The 18,950-nt window shown below is 71.6% G+C and carries 17 protein-coding genes; 1 reads left to right on the plus strand and 16 read right to left on the minus strand.

What is annotated here, in order from left to right; all coding sequences use genetic code 11:
• Positions 1-170: 170 nt before the first annotated feature.
• The gene (gene glpK / locus NCCP_RS03285; RefSeq protein ID WP_149955770.1) at positions 171-1,694 is read right to left on the minus strand and encodes a glycerol kinase GlpK; all 1,524 of its coding nucleotides are present in this window, start codon (positions 1,692-1,694) and stop codon (positions 171-173) included.
• A gap of 115 nt (positions 1,695-1,809) precedes the next feature.
• Between glpK and NCCP_RS03290 the strand changes: the two genes are divergently transcribed.
• The gene (locus NCCP_RS03290) at positions 1,810-2,691 is read left to right on the plus strand and encodes an alpha/beta fold hydrolase (protein ID WP_149955772.1); all 882 of its coding nucleotides are present in this window, start codon (positions 1,810-1,812) and stop codon (positions 2,689-2,691) included.
• A 59-nt stretch (positions 2,692-2,750) separates the two neighbouring features.
• Here NCCP_RS03290 and NCCP_RS03295 read toward each other — a convergent pair whose 3' ends face one another.
• The 15 genes from NCCP_RS03295 to efp form a co-directional block, all read right to left on the minus strand.
• Positions 2,751-4,889, minus strand: a complete 2,139-nt coding sequence (locus tag NCCP_RS03295) for a primosomal protein N' (RefSeq protein ID WP_225873651.1) — start codon at positions 4,887-4,889, stop codon at positions 2,751-2,753.
• Between the two features lie 172 nt (positions 4,890-5,061).
• Entirely contained in the window at positions 5,062-6,267 is a 1,206-nt protein-coding gene (metK, locus tag NCCP_RS03300) for a methionine adenosyltransferase (RefSeq protein ID WP_149955774.1), read from the minus strand.
• A gap of 9 nt (positions 6,268-6,276) precedes the next feature.
• On the minus strand, positions 6,277-7,527 hold the full coding sequence (gene coaBC / locus NCCP_RS03305; protein WP_149955776.1) for a bifunctional phosphopantothenoylcysteine decarboxylase/phosphopantothenate--cysteine ligase CoaBC: 1,251 nt from the start codon (positions 7,525-7,527) through the stop codon (positions 6,277-6,279).
• 9 nt (positions 7,528-7,536) lie between these two features.
• Positions 7,537-7,800 carry a DNA-directed RNA polymerase subunit omega gene (gene rpoZ, locus NCCP_RS03310; RefSeq protein ID WP_149955778.1) on the minus strand — a complete coding sequence of 88 codons (264 nt, stop codon included), beginning with the start codon at positions 7,798-7,800 and terminating at the stop codon, positions 7,537-7,539.
• A 67-nt stretch (positions 7,801-7,867) separates the two neighbouring features.
• A complete protein-coding gene (gene gmk, locus NCCP_RS03315; RefSeq protein WP_149955780.1) occupies positions 7,868-8,446 on the minus strand; it encodes a guanylate kinase in 579 nt (192 codons plus the stop codon).
• A 21-nt stretch (positions 8,447-8,467) separates the two neighbouring features.
• Entirely contained in the window at positions 8,468-8,800 is a 333-nt protein-coding gene (gene mihF / locus NCCP_RS03320; protein ID WP_149955782.1) for an integration host factor, actinobacterial type, read from the minus strand.
• Positions 8,801-8,937: 137 nt separating this feature from the next.
• Positions 8,938-9,816, minus strand: coding sequence for an orotidine-5'-phosphate decarboxylase (pyrF, locus tag NCCP_RS03325; RefSeq protein WP_149955784.1), 879 nt, complete (start codon positions 9,814-9,816; stop codon positions 8,938-8,940).
• Positions 9,809-13,105: a carbamoyl-phosphate synthase large subunit gene (gene carB / locus NCCP_RS03330; protein ID WP_149955787.1), complete on the minus strand. Its 3,297-nt coding sequence runs from the start codon at positions 13,103-13,105 to the stop codon at positions 9,809-9,811. Before carB ends, pyrF begins: the two co-directional genes overlap by 8 nt.
• Positions 13,105-14,295, minus strand: a complete 1,191-nt coding sequence (carA, locus tag NCCP_RS03335; RefSeq protein ID WP_149955789.1) for a glutamine-hydrolyzing carbamoyl-phosphate synthase small subunit — start codon at positions 14,293-14,295, stop codon at positions 13,105-13,107. The genes carB and carA overlap by 1 nt, the downstream gene beginning before the upstream one ends.
• A complete protein-coding gene (locus tag NCCP_RS03340; RefSeq protein WP_225873662.1) occupies positions 14,292-14,777 on the minus strand; it encodes a PH-like domain-containing protein in 486 nt (161 codons plus the stop codon). The genes carA and NCCP_RS03340 overlap by 4 nt, the downstream gene beginning before the upstream one ends.
• A gap of 62 nt (positions 14,778-14,839) precedes the next feature.
• Positions 14,840-16,183, minus strand: a complete 1,344-nt coding sequence (locus tag NCCP_RS03345; protein ID WP_149955793.1) for a dihydroorotase — start codon at positions 16,181-16,183, stop codon at positions 14,840-14,842.
• Positions 16,184-16,185: 2 nt separating this feature from the next.
• The gene (locus NCCP_RS03350) at positions 16,186-17,175 is read right to left on the minus strand and encodes an aspartate carbamoyltransferase catalytic subunit (RefSeq protein WP_149955795.1); all 990 of its coding nucleotides are present in this window, start codon (positions 17,173-17,175) and stop codon (positions 16,186-16,188) included.
• Positions 17,172-17,777, minus strand: coding sequence for a bifunctional pyr operon transcriptional regulator/uracil phosphoribosyltransferase PyrR (gene pyrR / locus NCCP_RS03355; protein WP_308655494.1), 606 nt, complete (start codon positions 17,775-17,777; stop codon positions 17,172-17,174). Before pyrR ends, NCCP_RS03350 begins: the two co-directional genes overlap by 4 nt.
• 176 nt (positions 17,778-17,953) lie before the next feature.
• On the minus strand, positions 17,954-18,367 hold the full coding sequence (gene nusB, locus NCCP_RS03360) for a transcription antitermination factor NusB (RefSeq protein ID WP_149955797.1): 414 nt from the start codon (positions 18,365-18,367) through the stop codon (positions 17,954-17,956).
• The gene (gene efp / locus NCCP_RS03365; protein WP_149955799.1) at positions 18,367-18,927 is read right to left on the minus strand and encodes an elongation factor P; all 561 of its coding nucleotides are present in this window, start codon (positions 18,925-18,927) and stop codon (positions 18,367-18,369) included. Before efp ends, nusB begins: the two co-directional genes overlap by 1 nt.
• Positions 18,928-18,950: the final 23 nt, after the last annotated feature.

Below are 18,950 nucleotides of genomic sequence, written 5' to 3' on the forward strand. Positions count from 1 at the left end.
ATGCAAAAGCCCCTTGGCATGCAAGGGGCGGCCACGCGTTTCGAACGCGCGGCTAGCGTAGAAGCAGGGTCGTCTCCATGCGGCCAGTCTACAACAGCGCCCGCGCTCGCCGGGGAAGGCCCGGATACCCGGGGGCGGGTGACAGGGGGCGGGTATACGGGGCGGCGCCGCTACGCGTCGTCGAGCCAGCCGAAGGTGCGCCGCACGGCCGAATCCCACCGGCGCAGCAGCGCCGCGCGGCGGCCCGCGTCCAGGTCGGGAACGAACCGGCGCTCCTCGTGCCAGGTTCGTCCCAGCTCCTCCAGGGAGGACCAGTGCCCCACGGCGAGGCCGGCGGCGAAGGCCGCACCCAGCGCGGTGGTCTCCGTGACGGCCGGGCGCACGACGTCGATGCCGAGCAGGTCGGCCTGGAACTGCATCAGCGCATCGTTCACCGCCATGCCGCCGTCCACGCGCAGCTCGGTCAGCGGGCGGGAACAGTCCGCGGCGGCCGCGGCGACGACCTCGGCGACCTGGAAGGCGGTGGCCTCCAGCGCGGCCCGGGCCAGGTGCGCCCGGGTGGCGTAGCGGGTCAGCCCGAAGACGGCGCCGCGGGCCTCCGGGCGCCAGTGCGGAGCGAACAGTCCGGAGAAGGCGGGCACGAAGTACACCCCGGCATTGTCCTCCACCGACGCGGCCAGCTGCTCCACCTCGGCGGAGGTGGAGATGATGCCCAGGTTGTCCCGCAGCCACTGCACCAGCGACCCGGCCTCCGCAATCGATCCCTCCAGGGCGTACACCGGGTCCTGCCCGGCCAGCCGGTAGGCCACGGTGGTGAGCAGCCCGTTGGCGGAGAACACCGGTTCGGTTCCGGTGACCATGTCCATGAAGCAGCCCGTGCCGTAGGTGTTCTTGGCCGCACCGGGGGCGAACACGGTCTGCCCGAAGGTGGCCGCCTGCTGGTCGCCCAGGATCCCGGCCACCGGAACCCCGGCCAGCACCTCCCCCACCAGCGGCTCCGAGGCGGCGACCGTGCCGTAGACCTCCGCGGAGGCCGCGATGCGCGGCAGCATGGCCGCGGGGATGCCGAACGCCTCCAGCAGGGCCGGGGACCATTCCAGGGTGCGCAGGTCCATCAGCAGCGTGCGCGAGGCATTGGTGGCGTCGGTGGCGTGCACGCCCCCGGCCGGCCCGCCGGTGAGGTTCCACAGCATCCAGGAATCCGTGGTGCCAAAGGCCAGGTGGCCGGCCTCCGCGTCGGCCCGGGCGCCGGGCACGTGGTCCAGGATCCAGGCGATCTTGGTGGCGGAAAAGTAGGTCGCCAGCGGCAGCCCCGTCACTGCCTGGAAGCGGCCGGTGCCGCCGTCGGCCGCCAGCGCATCCACGGCCGCCCGGGTGCGGGTGTCCTGCCATACGATCGCCCGGTGCACGGGTTCGCCGGTGCGGCGGTCCCACACCACGGTGGTTTCGCGCTGGTTGGTGAGCCCGACGGCCGCGATGTCCGCGCCGCCCAGCCCCGCCGCGGCGAGGGCCTCGGCCACGACCAGGCGCACGTTGTCGCGGATTTCGACGACGTCGTGCTCCACCCAGCCCGGGTGCGGGAAATACTGGCGGTGCTCGCGCTGGGCCGTCGCCACGATCAGCCCGGAACCGTCGACGACGACGGCCCGGGAGGAGGTGGTCCCCTGGTCGATGGCGAGTACGTAGCGGCGCATCCCCCGAAGCTATCGGCCCCCCACCGGGCCGTCAACGCGGCCCCCCAATGCCCCTGTCCCGGTTCCCGCAGCCCGCCTCGGCCGCCGCGGGAGCCCCGCCCGCTAGGGTGGATGCATGAGCTTTGACCTGCCGCTGGCCGGCACCCGCCCCGCCACCGTCTCCGACCACGCGGTCGAGGGCGCGCGGGTGCGCTGCTGGACCTACCCGGCCGCGGGACGGCCGAAGTCCACGATCCTGATGGTCCACGGCTTCCGCGGGGACCGGCACGGCCTGGCCCGGATCGTGGATGCCCTGCCCGGGCACACCCTTGTGGTCCCGGACCTGCCCGGGTTCGGGGAGTCGTCCCCCTTCCCCGCGCTGCCCCACTCGACCGCCTCCTACGGACTGGTGCTCGGTGCGCTGCGCCGGGACCTGGACCTGCCCGGGGACACGGTGCTGCTGGGGCATTCCTTTGGCTCCATCGTGGCCTCCCACTACCTGGCCGCCCACCCCGGGGACTTCGCCCGGCTGGTGCTGGTGAACCCGATCAGCGAGCCCGCGCTGGAAGGACCCAAGGCGGTCCTGTCCAAGCTCGCCGCCGGTTACTACGCACTGGCCCGGGCCCTGCCCGAACGCCCCGGGCTGGCCGTGCTGCGCAGCAGGCTGGTGGCGGACGCGATGAGCGCGGTCATGTCCAAGACCAGGGATCCCGGCGTGCGTGCCTACGTCTTCGACCAGCACCGGCGCTACTTTGGCGGCTTCAGCAACCGCCGCATGCTCGCGGAGGCCTTCAACGCTTCGATCGGCGGCCACGTGGGCCAGGTCGCCCCGGCAATCGGCGCGCCGACGCTGCTGATCGCCGGGGAGCTGGACGAGATTGGTTCGGTGGCCTCGCAGGAATCCCTGGCGGCCCTGTTCCCGGATGCGACGCTGCGGGTCATCCCCGGCGTGGGGCACCTGGTCCACTATGAAACTCCCGCCGAGGCCGCGGCCCTGGTCGAGGATTTCCTGGCCTAGCCGGCCGTCCTTCGCCGGGCCGGGGCCGGTGGTCGGGAGCCAACGGTCGGCGGTCGGGCCTACAGGACGTCGTCGGGGTCGATCCGGACGTGGACCACCGGTTCGCGGGCCGCGCTGGAGACCGCCTTGCGCCGCCGCAGCTCGGCGGTGACGGAGGCCCCGTCCGCGTAGCCGAAGAACAGCAGCCAACGGTGCCCGTCCTCCTCAAGTACCGGCCCGTTCACGCGCACCCCCTCGGGCAGGGCGAGGCCCCCGACGAACCGGTCCGCGGCTTCAGCGGGTCCGGTAACGACGGCGGTGCGCACCGCGGGGGGAAGTCCGAGCTCGCGCCGCAGGGCCAGTTCCCGCTCCGCATACGCGGCCGGGTCCCACCGCACCAGGGCGCGCAGCGGGTCCGAGTCCTGCGCGGCGGCCACCACGGTGCCGCCCTCGCGCGAGGGCCGGGCCAGCGCCGCCGCCGACATCCACCGGTGCAGCACCTCCTCCCCCGTGCGCAGGCCATCGCGGGCCAGCATGCGGTCTCCGTCCAGCAGCAGCACGGCCGCGTATCCGCCCTCGGCCACCGGTTCGGCGCCGGGAGTAGCCACCACCAGGGCCGGGCGGGCGGGAACGCTGTCCCGGGGGCTGGCCCCGGTGGCGCTGACCACCGGAACCTGGGGGAAGGCCCGGCCGAGCTCCTCGGCGGTGCGGTCCGCCCCAATGGTGCTGGCACGCAACCGGGTGCCGCCGCAGGCCGGGCACGACCAACCCGGGGCGTGCCCGCCACACCACCGGCAGTCAGGGGCGGAGTGCGCGTCGCGGTATCCCAGCGGGCCGGTGCACCGGAGGCAGCGGGCAGGTTCGCCGCAGCGCTGGCAGCGCAGTGCCGGGACGAACCCGGTGCGCGCGACCTGGACCAGCACCGGGCCCCGCTCCAGGGCGTCCCGGGCGGCCTGCCACGCCACCCGCGGCAGCCGGGCCGCGTGCAGCAGCGGGTCGCGCTCCTGCTCGAAGGAGTCGGAACTGGCCACCACCCGCGGAGCAGCCGCGCGCAGCACGGACCGCGGCGGAGCCAGTTCGGAGGCCCACCCGGCCAGGACCAGCCGCTGGGCCTCGGCGCTGCGGCCATGGGCGAGCAGCAGCAGCCCGGCACCGGCCTGGCTGGCCCGCAGCAGCAGGGCCTCGCGGGCATGGTGGTAGGGGGCACGCGGTTCGGCGTGGCTGGAATCGTGGTCCTCCCAGACCACGAACAGGCCCGGGTCGTGCACGGGCGCGAACGCCGCGTTGCGGGTGCCCACGGCCAGGCGCACGGTGCCGCGGGAGACACGCAGGAAACTGCGGTAGCGCGGGGTGGCGCCGTCGTCGGCGGACAGCCGGGCGTAGCTGCCCTCGCCGAAGGCATCGTCCAGGACCGTGCACAGGCGGCTGAGGTCCCGGGCATCGGGAACCACCACGACGGCGCCGCGCCCCGAGCGCAGGCACGCCCCTACCGCCTCTGCCACCAGGGCGGGCCAGCCGCCGGGCTGGTTGGGCAGCACGGTGGCCACCGCCCGTGGGGATGCCCCGGCGGCGAGGGCCGCGGCAAAGGCTGCGCCGCCGTCGTATTCCGGCAGCAGCAGCGGCCCGGGGCCGGGCACCACCGGCACCGGGTCTCCGGGCGGTTCCCGCTCGACCCGGGCCATGCGCGGGGGAACGGCGCTGCGCAGGACATCGGAGACGGTGCCGGCGTAGCGGGCGGCCACCGCCTCGCACAGGGACAGCACGTCCGGACGCAGGACGCGTTCGGCCGAAACGATGGTGCGCAGCGGCTGCAGGCGCACCCCGGGCTCGGACCCGCTGCGGCGCTCCACGATGAAGCCGGGCAGTTCCTGCCCGCCGAACCTGACCTTGACCCGCACCCCGGGCAGGGCGGTGGCCGCCAGTTCCCGCGGGACGAGGTAGTCGAAGGGCCGGTCCAGGTGCGGGACCGGAGTCTCCAGCACGACGCGGGCCACCGGATCCACCTCCGCGGCATCAGCCGGGAACCCGGTGGACCCGGCCCCGCCCGCACCGGGCAGCTCCAGGCCGGGCAGCTCCAGGCCGGGCAGCTTTAGGTCTGGCAAGTCCGGCTCGGGCGGTTCCAGGCCGGGCAGGACAGGGCCCGACAGGACAGGGCCGGACAGGACAGGGCCGGGCTGTCCGTCCTGCCCCGGGATCAGGGCCTGCCGGTTGGAGTCCACTGCGTCCTCTCCCCTGCACCTGCCATGAAAACCGCGCCTGTCGTGGAAACCGCCCCCTGCCTCAAGCCCTCCCTAAGCCTTGCCCCAACAGCGTTTCTCCGGGAACCGGTTCTCGGGGGAAGCCGGCCCCGGGAAGCGGGCCCGAGGGAAACGGGCCCGAGGGAAGCGGGCCTCAGAAGTTGACGAAGCTGCGCAGCGCCTCGACGCGGTTGGTCAGCTCCCAGGTGAACTCGGGCTCCTCGCGGCCAAAGTGCCCGTGCGCGGCGGTGCGCTGGTAGATGGGGCGCTTGAGGTTCAGGTCCTCGATGATGCCCAGCGGGCGCAGGTCGAAGACCTCCTCGATGGCCCGGGAGATCAGCCGCGGGTCCACCGTCTCGGTGCCGAAGGTCTCCACGTACAGGCCCACGGGACGGGCCACGCCAATCGCGTAGGCGACCTGCACCTCGGCGCGGCGGGCCAGGCCCGCGGCGACGACGTTCTTGGCGACCCAGCGCATCGCGTACGCCGCGGAGCGGTCCACCTTCGAGGGATCCTTGCCGGAGAAGGCGCCGCCTCCGTGCCGGGCGAATCCGCCGTAGGTGTCGACGATGATCTTGCGGCCGGTCAGCCCGGCGTCGCCGACGGGACCGCCGATGACGAACGGGCCGGAGGGGTTGAGGATCACCCGGGTGGCGGAGGTGTCCAGGTCCGTGGTGGCCAGCACCGGCTTGACGACCTCCTCCCAGAGGGCGTCCTTCAGGTCGGCCAGGGAGAGCCCCTCGGCGTGCTGGGAGGACACCACGACGGTGTTCACGGACACCGGCTTGTCACCGTCGTATCCCACGGTCACCTGGGTCTTGCCGTCGGGGCGCAGCAGCGGCTCGATGCCGGTCTTGCGGGCTTCGGTCAGGCGCTCGGACAGGCGGTGGGCCAGGTGGATCGGCGTGGGCATGAACACGTCGGTCTCGTCGGAGGCGTAGCCGAACATCAGGCCCTGGTCGCCGGCGCCCTGCAGGTCGCGCGCGTCGGTTTGGATGCCCTCGCGGGCCTCCAGGGAGTTGAAGACGCCGTCGGCGATGTCCTGGGACTGCTGGCCGATGGAGATCGACACGCCGCAGCGGGCGCCGTCGAAGCCGTTGGCGGAGGAGTCGTAGCCGATGCCCAGGATGGTGTCGCGGACAATTTGCGGGATTTCGACGTACGCGTCGGTGGTGACTTCGCCGGCCACGTGCACCAGGCCGGTAGTGGTGAGGGTCTCCACCGCCACGCGCGAGTCGGGGTCCTTAGCCAACAGGGCGTCGAGGATGGCGTCGCTGATCTGGTCGCAGATCTTGTCCGGGTGGCCCTCGGTCACCGATTCGGAGGTGAACAGGCGCAGGGAAGAGTTCTCAGAAGTCACCGGGACAGTTTACCGGCTCAGCGCCTCGGCGATCACCGCGACGACACCCGAGGCAACCTCGTCCTTGGTGCCGGAAAACGTGCGCGGGGCCGAGCCGTCCGCGGCCAGCACGGTCACGTCGTTGCTGTCGGCGCCGAAGACCAGGTCTTCCCCCACCTGGTTGACCACCAGCAGTTCGCAGCCCTTGGAGGCCAGCTTGCGCGCCGCGTGTTCCAGCACGCCGGCGGTGGCGTCGCCGGTCTCCGCGGCGAAGCCGACGATCAGCCGCGGCATCCGGGTTCCGGGGCCCCCGGCGGTGCGCCGGGCGACGGCCTCGGCCAGGATGTCCGGATTGCGGACCAGCGTGATGACCGGGTCCTGGCCGTCCTCGCGCTTCTTGATCTTCGCGTCCGCATAGGTGGCGGGGCGGAAGTCGGCGACGGCCGCGGCCATTACCAGTGCGTCGGCGCCCTCGGCGGCGGCCAGTACGGCATCGCGCAGCTGGAGCGCGGTGGAGGCGGTGCTCACCTCGACGCCGGCGGGGACGGGGGTTTCCAGGTGGGCGGCCACGAAGCGCACGGCGGCTCCGGCGGCCAGGGCGGCCCGGGCGATCGCCGCGCCCTGCTTGCCGGAGGACCTGTTGCCCAGGTAGCGCACCGGGTCCAGCGGCTCGCGGGTGCCGCCGGCGCTGACCACGACGGTGCGTCCGGCCAGCGGGCGGGCCGTCATGGCCGGCGGGAAGTCCTCCCGGAGGAGCGGGGCCAGCGCGGCGAACAGGTCCGCGGGTTCGGGAAGGCGGCCGGGACCGGAGTCCTTCCCGGTGAGGCGGCCTACGGCCGGGTCGATCACCAGCGCGCCGCGGGCCCGCAGCGTGGCGACGTTGGCCTGCGTGGCGGGATGCTCCCACATCTCGGTGTGCATCGCCGGGGCGAAGGCCACCGGGGCGCGGGAGGCGAGCAGGGTGTTGGTGAGCAGGTCGTTGGCCAGCCCGGCGGCGGCGCGGGCGAGCACGTCGGCGGTCGCCGGCGCCACCACCACAAGGTCCGCCTCCTGGCCCAGGCGCACGTGGTTGACGGTGTCGACGGCGTCGAAGACATCGGCGGTGACGGGGCGCCCGGACAGGGCCTCCCATGTCGCCCTGCCGACGAAGTCCAGCGCCGCGCGCGTGGGCACGACGTCGACGTGGTGGCCCGCCTCCTTAAACAGCCGCAGCAGCGACGCGACCTTGAAGGCCGCGATGCCGCCGCCGACACCAAGGACAATGCGCCGCTGCTGCGCCATCAGGGGGTGCTACTCCGCGGGTTCGGTGATCGGGGTGACCTGGAGCAGGCCAGCGTTGATCTCGCGCAGGGCAATCGAAAGGGGCTTCTCGTTCAGCTTGGTGTCAACGAGCGGTCCCACGTACTCGAACAGGCCCTCGTGCAGCTGGGCGTAGTAGGCGTTGATCTGGCGCGCGCGCTTGGCGGAGTTGATCACCAGGGCGTACTTGGAGTCGGTGGTCTTCAGCAGATCGTCGATCGGCGGGTTGATGATGCCCTCAAGGTTCGTGGACACGAAGCCTCCAAAATATTCTGTGAGTGGGTCGATGGTGCCGGCCGGTCCCGGGCTCCGGCGCGCGGTTTCAGTGCGCGTGCGGCTCCAGGCCCATCAGGGAAACCAGTTCGTCCGCGGCACGCCGGATGTCGTCGTTCACGATGGTGACGTCGAATTCCGGTTCCGCGGCGAGTTCCAGTTTAGCGGTTTCCAGGCGCCGCTGTTGCTCCTCGGCGCTTTCGGTGCCGCGGCCGACCAGCCGGCGCACCAATTCGTCCCACGAGGGGGGCGCCAGGAACACGAATTTGGCCTCGGGCATGGACTTTTTCACCTGGCGGGCGCCCTGGAGGTCGATTTCGAGCAGGACGTGCTTTCCTGCGGCGGCGGCCTCCTCCACCTTGGAGCGGATGGTGCCGTAGCTGTTGCGCCCGTGGACGACGGCCCACTCCAGCATCTGGCCCTCCTCGACCAGTTGCGCGAAGGCCTCGGGGCCGACGAAGTAGTAGTGCACCCCGTCCTTCTCGCCGGGGCGGGGGTCGCGCGTGGTGGCCGAGACCGAGAGCCACACCTCCGGGTAGTTGTCCCGGATATAGGTTGAAATCGTTCCCTTGCCGACCGCGGTGGGGCCGGCAAGGACGGTCACGGTGGGGTGGCTCTTGGCCGTCATCTTGTCCTTCGGGTGGATCTTTCAGTGTTTCGCGGGCGGTGTGGCCGTGAAATGCTCCACCAGCGCCTGCTGCTGCTTGCGGCCGAGGCCGCGCAGCCTGCGGCTCGGGGAGATCCCAAGCCGTTCCATCAGTGCCGCGGCACGGATCTGCCCGACGCCGGGAACGGCCTCGAGCAGGTCCGCGACGCGGAGGCGGCCGACGGCATCGTCGTCCGGGACCAGCTCGAGCAGTTCCGTGATGCCGAGGCGTCCGGAACCGAACGCCTCCTTCACCTCGGCCCTGCGGGTGCGGGCCTGAAGGGCCTTGGCCCGGGCCTTGGCCCGGTCCTCGTCTGACAGCGACTTCAAAACCATCCTCGCACTCCCCGTTGACTAGCGCATCGATGTTCAGGCGGGTACGCCTGCACCGAACCTAGCGAACCGGGACCAGCCGCGCAATGGTGGCCTGCCCCCTGTTCCGGCCGCGGGCGGGCGGCCGGAACAGGGGCGGGTCAGAGGAGCGAGTCGCGGGTGCGCAGCGCGGCCTGGAGCAGGGCCGCGCGGTCCGGTCCCGTCCGCAGGATCTCGCGGCTGCTGGTGCCCAGGATCTGCGGCCAGCAGTCGGCGAATGCGGCCTTCATGTCCGCTCCGGTTGCGCCCTGCGCGCCCAGGCCGGGGGCGAGGATCGGGGCCCGGGTGGAGCCCAGTTCGATCCCCAGCCGCACCAGGTCCGGGCCGACAGTCGCCCCGATGACCAGGCCGGTGCTGCCCAGGGCTTCGACGGGGGCGTTCTCGCGGGCCACGGCGGCCACGATCCGGCGGGCGACCGAGTCGGTCCCGCCGACGTGCTGCACCGAGGCGCCCTCCGGGTTGGAGGTCAGTCCGAGCACGAACACACCGCGTCCGGTGGACGCGGCCAGGTCCAGGGCCGGACGCAGCGACTCGTAGCCCAGGTACGGGCTCAGGGTCACCGCGTCGGCGGCCAGCGCCGAGCCCTCCCCCAGCCAGGCATCGGCGTAGGCGGCCATGGTGGAGCCGATGTCTCCCCGCTTGGCGTCCGCGATGCTGAGCAGGTCCGCTTGGGCGCAGGCGGCCAGCGTCTCCTCAAGCACGGCGATGCCGCGCGAGCCGTGCCGCTCGTAGAGGGCAACCTGCGGCTTGACCGCGGCGACCTGCCTGGCAACGGCCTCGACGACGGTGAGCGAGAAGGCGCGCAGCCCCTCGGCGTCGTCGGCCAGGCCCCAGCCGGCCAGCAGGCCCGGGTGCGGGTCGATCCCCACGCACAGCGGGCCGCGGGCCGCCATGGCCGCGGCCAGGCGCTGCCCGAACGGACGCCGGGCGGCGGTGGCCGCCTGCCGCCCGGCGTCGCGGGCCTCGGCCGACTCAGGCATCCGCGGAGGCCTTCAGCCGCGCCTCGTGCTCCTGCAGCGAGGTGACGGACCATTCGAAGCTGCGCATGGCCGTGATCGCCTGGATGGCGGCACCGAATTCCGCGACCGTGGTGATCACCGGGGTGCCGACCGAGGTCGCCGCCGCGCGGATCTCGTAGCCGTCGCCGCGGGCGTCGCCGCCGGAGGGCGTGTTCAGGATCATGTCGATCTTGCCGTCGGTGATCAGGTCCACGATGTTGTCCTCGCCCTCGGCGCTGCCCTCGCGGACCTTGCGGACCACGGTGGCGGAGATGCCGTTGCGGCGCAGCACCTCGGCGGTACCGCCGGTGGAGACGATCTCGAACCCGAGGTCCGCCAGGTGCTTGACCGGGATGACGATCGAGCGCTTGTCGCGGTTGGCGACCGAAACGAAGACCTTGCCGGAGGTCGGCAGCGGGTTGTTCGCGGCGGCCTGGGACTTGGCGAAGGCGGTGTCGAAGTACTTGTCGATGCCCATTACCTCGCCGGTGGAGCGCATTTCCGGGCCCAGCAGGGAGTCCACGACGCGGCCTTCGGGGGTGCGGAAGCGGGCGAAGGGCAGCACGGCCTCCTTGACCGCAACCGGCGCGTCGGCGGGCAGCACGGACCCGTCCCCGGTGGCGGGCAGGAGCCCGTGCACGGAGCGCAGCTCGGCGATGCTCACCCCGGTGCCGATCAGCGCCGCGGCCTTGGCCAGCTGCACGCCGGTGGCCTTGGAGACGAACGGGACCGTGCGGGAGGCACGCGGGTTGGCCTCGATGACGTACAGGACGTCGGAGGCCAGCGCGAACTGGATGTTGATCAGGCCGCGCACCCCAACGCCTTCGGCGATGGCGCGGGTGGCCGCGGCCACGCGGGCGGTGACGTCGGCGCCGAGGGTGATCGGGGGCAGCACGCAGGCGGAGTCGCCGGAGTGGATGCCGGCCTCCTCGATGTGCTCCATGATGCCGCCGACGAAGATGTCGGTGCCGTCGAAGAGGGCGTCCACGTCGATCTCGATCGCGTCCTCGAGGAAGCGGTCCACCAGGACCGGGTGGTCCTCGGTGATCTCGGTGGCGTTGGTGATGTAGCGCAGCAGGTTGGGCTCGTCGTAGACGATTTCCATGCCGCGGCCGCCCAGCACGTAGGAGGGGCGCACCAGCACCGGGTAGCCGATCTCGTCGGCCACGCGCTTGGCGTCCTCGAAGGAGACGGCGGTGCCGTTCTTCGGGGAGATCAGCCCGGCGTTGTCCAGCACGCGCTGGAAGGCGCCGCGGTGCTCGGCCAGGTCGATGGCCTCCGGGGAGGTGCCCAGGATCGGGATGCCGGCGTCGGCCAGGCCCTGCGCGAGCTTCAGCGGGGTCTGCCCGCCCAGCTGCACGAACACGCCCAGCACGCCGCCGGTGGCCTGTTCGGCGTGGATGACCTCCAGCACGTCCTCAAGCGTCAGCGGCTCGAAGTACAGGCGGGTGGAGACGTCGTAGTCCGTGGAGACGGTCTCCGGGTTGCAGTTGACCATCACGGTCTCGTACCCGGCCTCGCGCAGGGCCATGGTGGCGTGCACGCAGGAGTAGTCGAACTCGATGCCCTGGCCGATGCGGTTGGGACCGGAGCCGAGGATGATCACCGAGGGCTTCGCGTGCTGGGCGACCTCCGTCTCCTCGTCGTAGGAGGAGTAGTGGTACGGGGTGAAGGCCTCGAACTCGGCGGCGCAGGTGTCCACGGTCTTGAAGACCGGCCGGATGCCCAGCGCGTGGCGCACTCCGCGCACCACGGCCTCGGAGTTGTGGGTGAGCGCGGCGATCTGCGCGTCGGAGAAGCCGTGGCGCTTGGCCAGGCGCAGGATGTCCGCGTTCAGCGACCCCGCGGCGCGGATCTGCTCGGCGGTCTCGTTGATCAGGCTCAGCTGGTCCAGGTACCAGGGGTCGATCCCGGTGGCCTCGAAGACCCGCTCGATGCCGGCCCCACCCAGCAGGGCGCGCTGGACGCGGTGGATGCGGTCGGTGCTGCCCTTGCGGGACCCGTCGATGAGCGCGTCGATCTCCGCCTCCCCGGGCACGGCGAAGGACAGCTCCGAGCCCTTCTGCTCCAGCGAACGCAGCGCCTTCTGCAGGGCCTCGGTGAAGTTGCGGCCGATCGCCATGGCCTCGCCCACGGACTTCATGGTGGTGGTCAGCGTCTTGTCCGCGGCCGGGAACTTCTCGAAGGCGAAGCGCGGAACCTTCACCACCACGTAGTCCAGGGTCGGCTCGAAGGACGCCGGGGTCTTGAGGGTGATGTCGTTGGGGATCTCGTCCAGGGTGTACCCCAGCGAGAGCTTGGTCGCGATCTTGGCGATGGCGAAGCCGGTGGCCTTGGACGCCAGCGCCGAGGAGCGGGAGACACGCGGGTTCATCTCGATGACCACGACGCGGCCGGTGTCCGGCTCGATCGCGAACTGGATGTTGCAGCCGCCGGTGTCGACGCCGACCTCGCGGATGACGGCGATCGCGATGTCGCGCAGCTTCTGGTACTCGCGGTCGGTCAGGGTCATGGCCGGGGCGACGGTGATGGAGTCGCCGGTGTGCACGCCGACCGGGTCGAAGTTCTCGATGGAGCACACGACGACGACGTTGTCGTTCCTGTCGCGCATCATCTCCAGCTCGTACTCCTTCCAGCCGAGGATGGACTCCTCCAGGAGCACCTCGGTGGTCGGGGAGTACTGCAGGCCGGCACCGGCGATGCGGCGCAGGTCCTCGGCGTTGTAGGCCATCCCGGAGCCCAGCCCGCCCATGGTGAACGAGGGGCGCACCACGACCGGGTAGTTGAGCTCCTCGACGGCCGCGAAGGCCTCGTCCATGGTGTGGACGATGACGGACTTGGCGGACTCGGCGCCGCAGCGCTCCACGACGCCCTTGAACTTCTCGCGGTCCTCGCCGAGCTCGATGGCCTCGATGTTGGCGCCGATGAGCTCGACGCCGTACTTCTCCAGCACGCCGTTCTTGTCCAGGGCGATCGCGGTGTTCAGCGCCGTCTGCCCGCCCAGGGTGGGCAGGACGGCGTCCGGGCGCTCCTTGGCGATGATCTTCTCGACGACCTCCGGGGTGATCGGCTCGACGTAGGTGGCGTCGGCGAACTCGGGGTCGGTCATGATGGTGGCCGGGTTGGAGTTGACGAGGATGACGCGCAGGCCCTCCTCCTTCAGGACCCGCAGGGCCTGGGTGCCGGAGTAGTCAAACTCCGCGGCCTGGCCGATGACGATCGGGCCGGACCCGATGACCAGTACGGACTTGAGGTCTTCGCGCTTGGGCATTACTTCTCTCCCTTGGGGTCGGCGGCGGCGCCGGTCTTGGCCTGGGCCATGACGTCGATGAAGCGGTCAAAGAGGTAGGCGGAGTCGTGCGGACCCGCGGCTGCCTCCGGGTGGTACTGGACGGAGAAGGCCGGGATGTCCAGGCAGCGCAGCCCCTCGACGACCTGGTCGTTGAGGCTCACGTGGGACACCTCGACGCGTCCGAAGCGGGCCTCCGGGGCGGTGGTCGCGCCCTCCAGCGGGGCGTCGACGGCGAAGCCGTGGTTCTGGCTGGTGATCTCCACCTTGCCGGTGGTGCGGTCCATGACGGGCTGGTTGATGCCGCGATGGCCGTAGCGCAGCTTGTAGGTCCCGAAGCCGAGGGCGCGGCCGAGGATCTGGTTGCCGAAGCAGATGCCGAAGAACGGCAGCCTGCGGTCCAGGACCTCGCGCAGCAGGCCCACCTGGGTGTCGGCGGTGGCCGGGTCGCCGGGGCCGTTGGAGACGAACACGCCGTCCGGGTTCACGGCCAGGATGTCCTCGAAGGTGGAGGTGGCGGGCAGCACGTGCACGCGCACGCCGCGCCCGGCGAAGTGCTTCGGGGTCATGGACTTGATGCCCAGGTCCAGTGCGGCGACGGTGTAGAGGGGCTCGCCCGTCCATCCGAAGTCCGCCGGCTCCACGGTGTAGGCCTCATCGATGCTGACCTCCTCGGCCAGGCGGGCTCCCTTCATGGGCGCCTGTGCCTTGACGGCCTCCAGCAGCTCGGCCTCGGGGCGGGCGGCGTCGGCGCCGGAGAAGATGCCGGCCTTCATGGCCCCGCGCTCGCGCAGGTGGCGGGTGATGGCGCGGGTGTCCACGCCCTGGATCCCGACGACGCCCTGCTCGGCAAGTTCCTCGTCGAGGGAGCGCTCGGAGCGCCAGTTGGAGGGGCGGCGGGCCGCGTCGCGGACAATGTAGCCGGCGACCCAGATGCGCCGGGACTCTGCGTCCTCGCGGTTCACGCCGGTGTTGCCGATGTGCGGGGCCGTCTGGACGACGAGCTGGCGGGCGTAGGAGGGGTCGGTGATCGTCTCCTGGTAGCCGGTCATGCCGGTGGCGAACACGGCCTCGCCCAGGGCGGTGCCGGTTGCCCCGTAGCCGCGGCCGCGGAAGACGCGTCCGTCCTCGAGCACCAGGACGGCTGGCTCGGTGGTGGTCTGTACGGTCACTGGTTTTCCTTCTTTGCTGCGGTGTGGTCTGCCGGGTGGTTCGTGGTTCCGGACGGTGCCGGGAGGATGCGGTTCAGGGCCGCGACCAGCGCGGGCCGGTCGCCGTGGCGCCTGGGCCGGAAGCCGGTGTCGACCCCTTGGCCGCCCAGCCTCCAACCGATGACCAGCAGGCCGTCCTTTTCGACGAACTTGCCGGCCATGCCGGATTCGAGGCGGACGCCGGTGAGGTCGGCCGCCGGGATGAACAGGTCGGGGGCGCCGGAGCGGCGCAGCACGGCGCCTTGTTCGACGATCTCCAGGACTGCGCCGGTGCGCAGCCCCAGCGAGTGGGTGGCGATGCGGTCAAGCCAGTCTCCCGCCGTCGTGGTGCAGATGTACTGGCCGTCGGCGACGGCCAGCGGTGCGCCCAGGGTGGCGGGGACTTCGGGCGGGGAGGCGACGCCGGCCTGGCGGCGCAGGCGGTTCCGCCATCCCAGCCCCATCAGGGCCAGGAGGAGGACGGTCACCGTCACGGTGGCCAGGAGTGCGGGAAGGTACTGCACGCCTACGCCCCGCCATCCAGCGGCAGCGGGGTGTTCAGGGCGCCGCCGAGCACGGTGGGGTGGCCGCGGAAGAACGTGGCGACCACCGCGCCGGGCAGTTCCAGGCCGCGGAACGGTGAGTTCCGGCCCTTGGTGGCCATCTTGGCCGGGTCCACCGTCCAGCGCGCTGCCGGGTCCACCAGCACCAGGTTGGCCGGCTCGCCGGCGGCCAGCGGGCGTCCCTGGTCCCCGAGCCGGCCGATGGCGGCCGGGACGGTGGAGGTGATGCGGGCGAAATCGGCCCAGGTGATCATGCCGGTTTCGATCATGGCGTGCTGGACCACCGAGAGCGCCGTTTCCAGCCCGGTCATGCCCATGGCGGCCTGCGCCCACTCGCATTCCTTGGATTCGCTCGGGTGCGGGGCGTGGTCGGTGCCGATGACGTCGATCGTGCCGTCGGCCAGCGCCGCGCGCAGCGCCATGACGTCCTCCTCGCGGCGCAAGGGGGGGTTGACCTTGTAGACCGGGTCGTAGCTGCGGACCAGTTCGTCGGTCAGCAGCAGGTGGTGGGGGGTGACCTCCGCGGTGACCTGGATCCCGCGCTCCTTGGCCCAGCGGATGATCTCGACGCTGCCCTTGGTGGAGACGTGGCACACGTGCAGGCGCGATCCCACGTGCTGGGCCAGCAGCACGTCGCGGGCAATGATGGACTCCTCCGCCACGGCGGGCCAGCCGGCCAGGCCGAGCACCGCGGAGACCTCGCCCTCGTTCATCTGGGCGCCCTCGGTGAGGCGGGGCTCCTGCGCATGCTGGGCGATGACGCCGTCGAACGCCTTGACGTACTCGAGCGCGCGGCGCATCAGCACCGGGTCGGACACGCAGATGCCGTCGTCGGAGAAGACGCGCACCCGGGCCCGGGAATCGGCCATGGCGCCGAGCTCGGACAGGCGTTCCCCGCCCAGGCCCACGGTCACGGCGCCGACCGGGCGCACGTCGACCCAGCCGCTGCGCCGGCCCAGGCTCCAGACCTGCTCGACGACGCCCGCGGTGTCGGCCACGGGGTTGGAGTTGGCCATGGCGTGCACGGCCGTGAAGCCGCCCAGGGCGGCGGCGCGGGTGCCGGTCTCCACCGTCTCGGCGTCCTCGCGTCCGGGTTCGCGCAGGTGGGTGTGCAGGTCGACCATGCCGGGCAGCGCGACCAGGCCGGCGGCCTCGATCACGGTGGCGGAGGCCGCGCGCGCGTCGGTGGCGGCGGCGGGTCCGACGGCGGCAATGCGGCCGTCGCTGACCAGGAGGTCGGCGGTGGTTTCCGCGAGCAGGGAGGCGCCGCGAATCAGGTAGTCGCCGGTGGCGTGGGTGGGGTTCATGGTCAGCCTTGGGTCTCGTTCGCGGTGCGCTGCTGGTCGCCGGACAGGAGGAGGTAGAGGACGGCCATGCGCACGGCAACGCCGTTGCTGACCTGATCGAGGACGGCCGAGCGGGACGAGTCCGCGGCGCCCGAGGAGATCTCCAGCCCCCGGTTCATCGGGCCCGGGTGCAGGATGAGCGTTTCGGCCAGCCCGTGGGCGTCCAGCGCGGCCAGCCGGGCGTCGTCGAAGCCCCAGCGGCGCGAGTATTCGCGGGCGTTGGGGAAGAACGCCGCGTTCATGCGCTCGGCCTGGACGCGGAGCATCATCACCGCGTCGGGCCCGGCGGCGAGGGCGTCGTCGAGGTCGTAGTTGATGGTGCAGGGCCAGCTGCCGGCCGCGACCGGGAGCAGGGTCGGCGGGGCCACCATGGTGACCTCGGCGCCGAGGGTGCGCAGCAGCCACAGGTTGGAGCGGGCCACGCGGGAGTGCAGGATGTCCCCGACGATCGCGACCTTCAGCCCGGCCAGGTCGGTGCCCAGCGAGCCGGTGCCCCTGGCCCTGGCCCAGTGGCGGCGCAGCGTGAACGCGTCCAGCAGGGCCTGCGTGGGGTGCTCGTGGGTGCCGTCGCCGGCGTTGACCACGGGGGCGTCGATCCAGTCGGTGGCGGCCAGCCGGGCCGGGGCGCCGGAGGCCCAGTGGCGGATGACGACGGCGTCGGCGCCGATGGCCTGCAGCGTCTGCGCCGTGTCCTTGAGGGATTCGCCCTTGGAGACGGAGGAGCCTTTGGCCGCGAAGTTGATGACGTCGGCGGAAAGCCGCTTGGCCGCTGCCTCGAAGGAGATGCGCGTGCGGGTGGAGTCCTCGAAGAAGAGGTTCACCACGGTGCGCCCGCGCAGCGCGGGAAGCTTTTTGACCTCGCGCGTGCCCACCGCCGCCATCTCCTCGGCGATGTCCAGGATGCGGATCGCGTCATCGCGGGACAGGTCGAGGGTGGAAAGTAGGTGCTTCATGCCTGCCCTTCAATGGCTACTTCGTTCAGCGGCAGGCCGTTGGCGGTGTCGACCTCGCCGAGCCGCACGCGGACCTTCTCGCTGGTCGCGGTGGGCAGGTTCTTGCCGACGTGGTCGGCGCGGATGGGCAGCTCGCGGTGGCCGCGGTCGACGAGGACGGCCAGGCGGACAATGCGCGGGCGGCCGAGGTCGGCGATGGCGTCCAGGGCCGCGCGGATGGTGCGCCCGGAGTAGAGGACGTCGTCCACCAGCACCACTACCTTGCCGTCGATGCCGCCGGCTGGCAGGTTCGTCGGGGAGGGGGTGCGGGCGGTGCTGTGGCGCAGGTCGTCGCGGTACATCGTGATGTCGAGCTGGCCGACAATCGCCGCGGGGTCGGTGCCCGGCTCGGCGGACGCGATGCGTTGGGCGATGCGCTGGGCCAGGGGGAAGCCGCGGCGCGGGATGCCCAGCAGGACCAGGTCCTGGACGCCCTTATTGGCTTCGATGATTTCGTGCGCGATGCGCGTCAGCGCGCGATCGATGTCGTCCCCGGACAAAACGGTCCGGGCGCTCTTGGGCTGTGATCCACTGGTCCGCTGCATCGCGTTGCCGGTGTCCATGGCCGCCTCCTTCCCCGCCTCACAGGACGGAATTTAAAGGTTGACTGCTCCCTCAAAACTACCACAGCGCCGCATGCCACCCGGCGGGGCCCGGTGAGCGTTACCTCACAGGCGCCCCGTCCGGGCGCGCCGAAGGCCCGGCCCCCGCAGCGGGGGCCGGGCCTTCGGCGGGCTCATCAGGCCAGCAGCGTGGGCTTCAGCTGCTGCAGGCGGCCCAGGAGCCCGTTGACGTACTCGGGCGAATCGTCCGTGGAGAGGACCTTCGCCAGCGCGACGGCCTCGGACACGGCCACGCCGTCGGGGACGTCGTCGTTGAAGAGCAGTTCCCAGGCGCCGATGCGCAGCACGGTGCGGTCCACCGACGGCATCCGCTCCAGGGTCCACCCCCGGGCGTAGGTGCCAAGGATCTCGTCGATCCGGTCCAGGTGGGACATCACGCCCTCGACCACGACCACCGTGTAGTCGTTGATGGTCTGGTCGGTCGCCTCGCGGCGCAGGCGCAGGACCTCAAGCGGGGAAACATCCCGCTGCTCGGCTTCGAACAGGATGTCCAGGGCCCGGCGGCGGGCCTTGGTGCGGGCACTGCTCACTAGTTGACACGACCCAGGTAGTCGCCGGTGCGGGTGTCGACCTTGACCTTGGTGTTCTGCTCGACGAACAGCGGCACCTGGATCTCGTAGCCGGTCTCCAGCGTGGCCGGCTTGGTGCCGGCGGAGGAGCGGTCGCCCTGCAGCCCGGGCTCGGTGTAGGTGATTTCCAGCACCACCGACGGCGGCAGTTCGATGTACAGCGGGGCACCTTCGTACATCGCGATGACGGCGGTCTGGTTCTCCAGCATGAAGTTCCTGGCGTCGCCGACGACCTCGGCCGGAACGGTGATCTGGTCGTAGTCGCTGGTGTCCATGAAGACGTAGTCGGCGCCGTCCTGGTACAGGTACTGGTAGTCGCGGCGGTCGACCGTTGCGGTCTCGATCTTCAGGCCGGCGTTGAACGTCTTGTCCACGACCTTGCCGGACATCACGTTGCGCATCTTGGTGCGGACGAAGGCGCCGCCCTTACCCGGCTTGACGTGCTGGAACTCGATGATGTTCCACAGCTGGCCCTCCAGCTTGAGGATCGTTCCGTTCTTGATGTCGTTGGTCGTCGCCACGTGCACTCTCCCTTTATTCGCCG

The sequence above is a fragment of the Zafaria cholistanensis genome (genome assembly GCF_008580665.1).
In the GTDB taxonomy this organism is placed as follows: domain Bacteria; phylum Actinomycetota; class Actinomycetes; order Actinomycetales; family Micrococcaceae; genus Zafaria; species Zafaria cholistanensis.

Bases quoted from the DNA above. Each gene is read 5' to 3' on its own strand.
- gmk (WP_149955780.1), bottom strand. From the start codon at position 8,446: ATGACGGCCAAGAGCCACCCCACCGTGACCGTCCTTGCCGGCCCCACC.
- pyrF (WP_149955784.1), bottom strand. From the start codon at position 9,816: ATGCCTGAGTCGGCCGAGGCCCGCGACGCCGGGCGGCAGGCGGCCACC.
- NCCP_RS03340 (WP_225873662.1), bottom strand. From the start codon at position 14,777: ATGGGGCTGGGATGGCGGAACCGCCTGCGCCGCCAGGCCGGCGTCGCC.
- pyrR (WP_308655494.1), bottom strand. From the start codon at position 17,777: ATGGACACCGGCAACGCGATGCAGCGGACCAGTGGATCACAGCCCAAG.
- coaBC (WP_149955776.1), bottom strand. From the start codon at position 7,527: ATGGCGCAGCAGCGGCGCATTGTCCTTGGTGTCGGCGGCGGCATCGCG.
- glpK (WP_149955770.1), bottom strand. From the start codon at position 1,694: ATGCGCCGCTACGTACTCGCCATCGACCAGGGGACCACCTCCTCCCGG.
- NCCP_RS03290 (WP_149955772.1), top strand. From the start codon at position 1,810: ATGAGCTTTGACCTGCCGCTGGCCGGCACCCGCCCCGCCACCGTCTCC.
- mihF (WP_149955782.1), bottom strand. From the start codon at position 8,800: ATGGTTTTGAAGTCGCTGTCAGACGAGGACCGGGCCAAGGCCCGGGCC.
- NCCP_RS03345 (WP_149955793.1), bottom strand. From the start codon at position 16,183: ATGAACCCCACCCACGCCACCGGCGACTACCTGATTCGCGGCGCCTCC.
- NCCP_RS03350 (WP_149955795.1), bottom strand. From the start codon at position 17,175: ATGAAGCACCTACTTTCCACCCTCGACCTGTCCCGCGATGACGCGATC.
- carB (WP_149955787.1), bottom strand. From the start codon at position 13,105: ATGCCCAAGCGCGAAGACCTCAAGTCCGTACTGGTCATCGGGTCCGGC.